General features: G+C 65.4%; 3 protein-coding genes. 1 reads left to right on the top strand and 2 read right to left on the bottom strand.

Annotation, left to right across the window (positions count from 1 at the left end; all coding sequences use genetic code 11):
* Window positions 1-446 precede the first annotated feature (446 nt).
* Window positions 447-1,313, top strand: coding sequence for a 4a-hydroxytetrahydrobiopterin dehydratase (locus U9979_RS04475; protein ID WP_322778380.1), 867 nt, complete (start codon window positions 447-449; stop codon window positions 1,311-1,313).
* A 500-nt stretch (window positions 1,314-1,813) separates the two neighbouring features.
* Here U9979_RS04475 and U9979_RS04470 read toward each other — a convergent pair whose 3' ends face one another.
* Window positions 1,814-2,389: an isoprenylcysteine carboxylmethyltransferase family protein gene (locus U9979_RS04470; RefSeq protein WP_322778379.1), complete on the bottom strand. Its 576-nt coding sequence runs from the start codon at window positions 2,387-2,389 to the stop codon at window positions 1,814-1,816.
* 485 nt (window positions 2,390-2,874) lie between these two features.
* Window positions 2,875-3,892 (bottom strand): TRCF domain-containing protein (locus U9979_RS04465; protein WP_322778378.1); only part of this gene is annotated, 1,018 nt, incomplete at its 5' end.

Raw genomic sequence — 3,892 nt, 5'->3', positions numbered from 1 at the left:
CGGCGAGCAGCTCGGCGTCCGACAGCGACCAGACTGTCGCCTGCGCCAGGGCGTCCACGCCGGTGGCGACCGCGTCCAGCCCGGCGAGGACGGGATGCTCCCGGCCCGGGCCGGCGGTGGCGGTGGCGCTCTGCATAGATCAACGATAACCCGAAATGCCCGCAAAGTCGAACATTTGTTCGTACTGGGTGTGCATGTCAGCCCGACCACCACTGGATCCATTGCGGACCACAGCGCAGCAGGTGCGATGCAGGGCAGTGCAGTGGGATGAGATGGGATGGGATGGTCGGACAGTCCCCATCCGGCTCGGTTCGGCCCCATCGGCCAGAGCCGGATCGCCAACCGGTGTTGCCGGCTCAGCCGACGCGGGCAGGCGTACCCGGCCGCTCCCTTTAGAATCGTCTGCGTCCCGGGAATAAGAGTGTCGACTGGTTGTGAGGTGGGCAGTGGCGGAAACAGTCGTCTTCATCAGTTACCGGAGAGATGACACCAGCGCCGAGGCCGGAAGGCTTCAGGAGACGCTTCGCGCACAGCTCGGAGACACGGCCGTCTTCCTCGACACGTCCGCGATAGGGATAGGCGACGAGTGGCCTCGCGAGGTCGAAGACGCACTCCAGGCTGCCCCAGTTGTCCTCGCTGTCATGGGCGTGAACTGGTTACGCGTAAGCGACGAGTTCGGCTATCGGAGGATAGATCAACCAGATGATTGGGTACGCCGAGAACTCGAGAATGCACTCGCGACGAAAAAGGCGGTTCTCCCGGTTCTTGTGCAAGGTGCCCGGATGCCGCCCACGGACAAGTTCCCAACTTCACTTGCTGATCTTCCACGTCGACAGGCGGTTGAGATACGACGTGACTACTGGGATCACGACACCAAACTGATCATAAGCAGGATCGAGGCGCTGACGAAGGCTCCGCTCAAGAACCACGCGGACCTCGGTCTCTACCCGGCGCCAATGCAGGAAAAACCCGATCCTTTGTCGGACGAACGGATTGCCTCCGCACTCAATGGATCTCTGTATCGTTGGCGAAGAATCACGAGCCCGTTTCCTGGGGCCGAGTCACAGAGTCGGGTAGAACTCTTCCGCGAGTATAAGTTCAAGACGTTCACGGACGCCATCGGATTCATGATCTTGGTCGTTCCCGGCTGCATCACGATATGGCACCATCCACGGTGGGAAAACGTCTGGCGCACTCTGAACGTCTACCTGACGACCTGGGATATCGGGCAACGGATTTCGGACCGGGACATAGTCCTCGCCCTGTACCTCGACCGCGCATTCAGCGATTTTTCCGGCCGCGACGACTCGTAGCTGACGCTCAACCTCTAGCTAGTGACCGTGCAAGCGGGCGTCCATCAGTAGCCGGCAGCTTTCGCCGAGAGATCGGCAGAAATTCCGAGAACGCCGGCGGCGGCACAGCTACCCTGAAACTCCCCTCATCCTGAACGTCACGATCAACCACCGCACGGAAACCAGCGAAGTGCCGACACCACGGACCACATCACACCACTGGTAGGCCCCGTTAATCGACTGGTCTGTATTCGAGACTGATCACTACCTGGCGTAGCCGTCGGTGACGGGAGGCAGCGGGGCGGGTTGCCTCAGGCATCTGTCGCTGTTTCCCCTCTTGACGCTCAACTTGACAGAGGAGCCAGCCGGTGTCGGGAGCCCCACCCGGCGAGTGGTGACCTGTCACGAGCCGGGGTGTCAACAGATGTGACAGCAACCCCGGTTCTTTGGTCCATGCCCACTTGACCCCGAAAGTGTGGTCGCGACATGAGGTCGCTCACTGCGAGTGACTGCGTTGTGGATCAGTAGATACGCGGGATCAGGCGAGCGGTGCGCTGTTGGTAGGCCCGGTAGGGGTCGCCGAGAGAGTTGGTGAGCATCGTCTCCTCCGCAGCGATGCGGCGGTGGTAGGCGACCAGCATCGGCACGGTGGTGGCGGCGACCGCGGGCAGGCTGGTCAAGGCAAGGCCGTAGCCGACCCACATCGCGGTCACCCCGGCGTAGCCGGGGTGACGGACGTAGGCGTACGGGCCGGCCTCGACGACGGGCTGGTCAGCCTCGACGCGCAGCGTACGGGTGTAGCAGGCGCCGAGGGTACGCGCGGACCAGACCCGCAGTGACAGGCCGGCGCCCATCACCGCGACGCCGACCCAGCCCACAGGGCTCGGAAGCCGTCCCCTGCTGACCGATGCCAGCGACGGGCCGGCGAGCCCTGCCACGGCGAATGCCATGCCGATGCTTTTCGTCGTACCCCGGTCGGCGTCACCAGCGGAGAAGCTACGCGCAGCCTGGCCCTGTCGGAGCCGACCCTCGGCCACGAAGAACGCGGCCAACAGCGCTCGCCCGGCACAGGCGGGACTACGGCGATTCACAAGCATGGAGTTTACCCCGGCGGGACGGTGGTGCCCGCACGCGGGGTACCACCTGCGTGACCCGGCTGCCCGGCCGGCTGACGCTCCCCCCCCCCGAGGGGTACCGGTAGTTCTGCGGGTGTCACACTGGATACGCTAGAAAGAAGCAACGACTCCCAGGTTTCCCCCGTCCGGGTTGTCACGGGAGGCCTACGCCGGCCAGATCGGGCCGCACCGGTCGCCGTGCCAGCGGGGGACGAGGCGGATGTGCCGGTGCCAAACGGGTTTGCCGCCGTGCCGGTGGACTGGATGACGTTGACTCCGTCCGGCTGGTGGATCTCGCGTAGGTGGGCGGCGAGCTGGTGGGCGTCGGCCATTGATGATCATACAGAACACGCAGGGTCAAGCATGAGGGCCTCCGGGATCTGACGCAGCTGGAACGGATGCGGCGGGTCCCGACACTCAAAGACATGATCCTGGGAAGCGGACCGGCGGACCGGCGGACCGGCGGATCAGCGGGATGCGGATGCTGCGGTGGCGGCGGCCGCTATCGAGTCACCCACGACGGCGTCCAGTACGCCGGCGGCCCAGGCGAGGACGGCGCGGTCGCGCAACGGCCGGGCACCGATCCGCGGGGATTCCGCCGGTGCCGGCACCAGGATCGTACGCACCGCCTGCTTGACCACGGACCCCTTGTACAGCCGCTGCAGGCGCATGATCTGGCTTTCGCGCAGTTCCAGCGGGGCGAACCGCACCTGACGGCCTGCAACGGTGATCTCGCTGACGCCGTAGCGGCGGGCGAGTACGCGCAGCGACGCGACCGCGAGCAGGTTCTCCGCCGGCTCCGGCAGCGCGCCGAACCGGTCGAGCAGTTCCGCGCGCACCTCGGCGATGTCGTCGTCGTCGGCGGCACCGGCGAGGCGCCGGTAGGCATCCAGACGCAGCCGCTCGCTCGGGACGTAGTCGTGCGGCAGGCTCGCGTTCACCGGGAGTTCCACCTTGACATCGGGCAGTTCCTCGACCGCGGTCCCCTTGAAATCCGCGACAGCCTCGCCGACCATACGCACATAGAGATCGAAACCGACCGAGGCGATATGCCCGGACTGTTCGCCGCCGAGGAGGTTACCAGCTCCGCGTATTTCCAGGTCTTTCATGGCAACGGCCATACCGGCGCCGAGGTCGGCGTGCTGGGCAATGGTGGCGAGCCGGTCATGCGCGGTTTCGGTGAGCGGTTTGTCCGGCGGGTAGAGAAAGTACGCATACGCGCGTTCCCGACCACGCCCGACACGTCCCCGCAGCTGGTGCAGCTGGGAGAGACCGAACACGTCGGCACGTTCCACGATGAGGGTGTTGGCATTGGAGATGTCGAGCCCGGATTCGACGATCGTGGTACAGACGAGCACGTCGAACTGCTTTTCCCAGAACGCGACCATCACCTGTTCGAGGGCGTCCTCGCCCATCTGGCCGTGGGCGGTGGCGATACGCGCCTCCGGGACGAGCTCGCGCAGCCTCGCCGCGGCCGCGTCGATC

The organism is Protofrankia sp. Cas4, from assembly GCF_963555915.1.
Classification (GTDB): Bacteria; Actinomycetota; Actinomycetes; order Frankiales; family Frankiaceae; genus Protofrankia.
Note: the sequence above shows the minus strand (reverse complement) of the source record. Positions and strands in the feature narration are given on the sequence as shown.

Coding starts and splice junctions, on each gene's coding strand:
- U9979_RS04470 (WP_322778379.1), bottom strand. CDS start 2,389: ATGCTTGTGAATCGCCGTAGTCCCGCCTGTGCCGGGCGAGCGCTGTTG.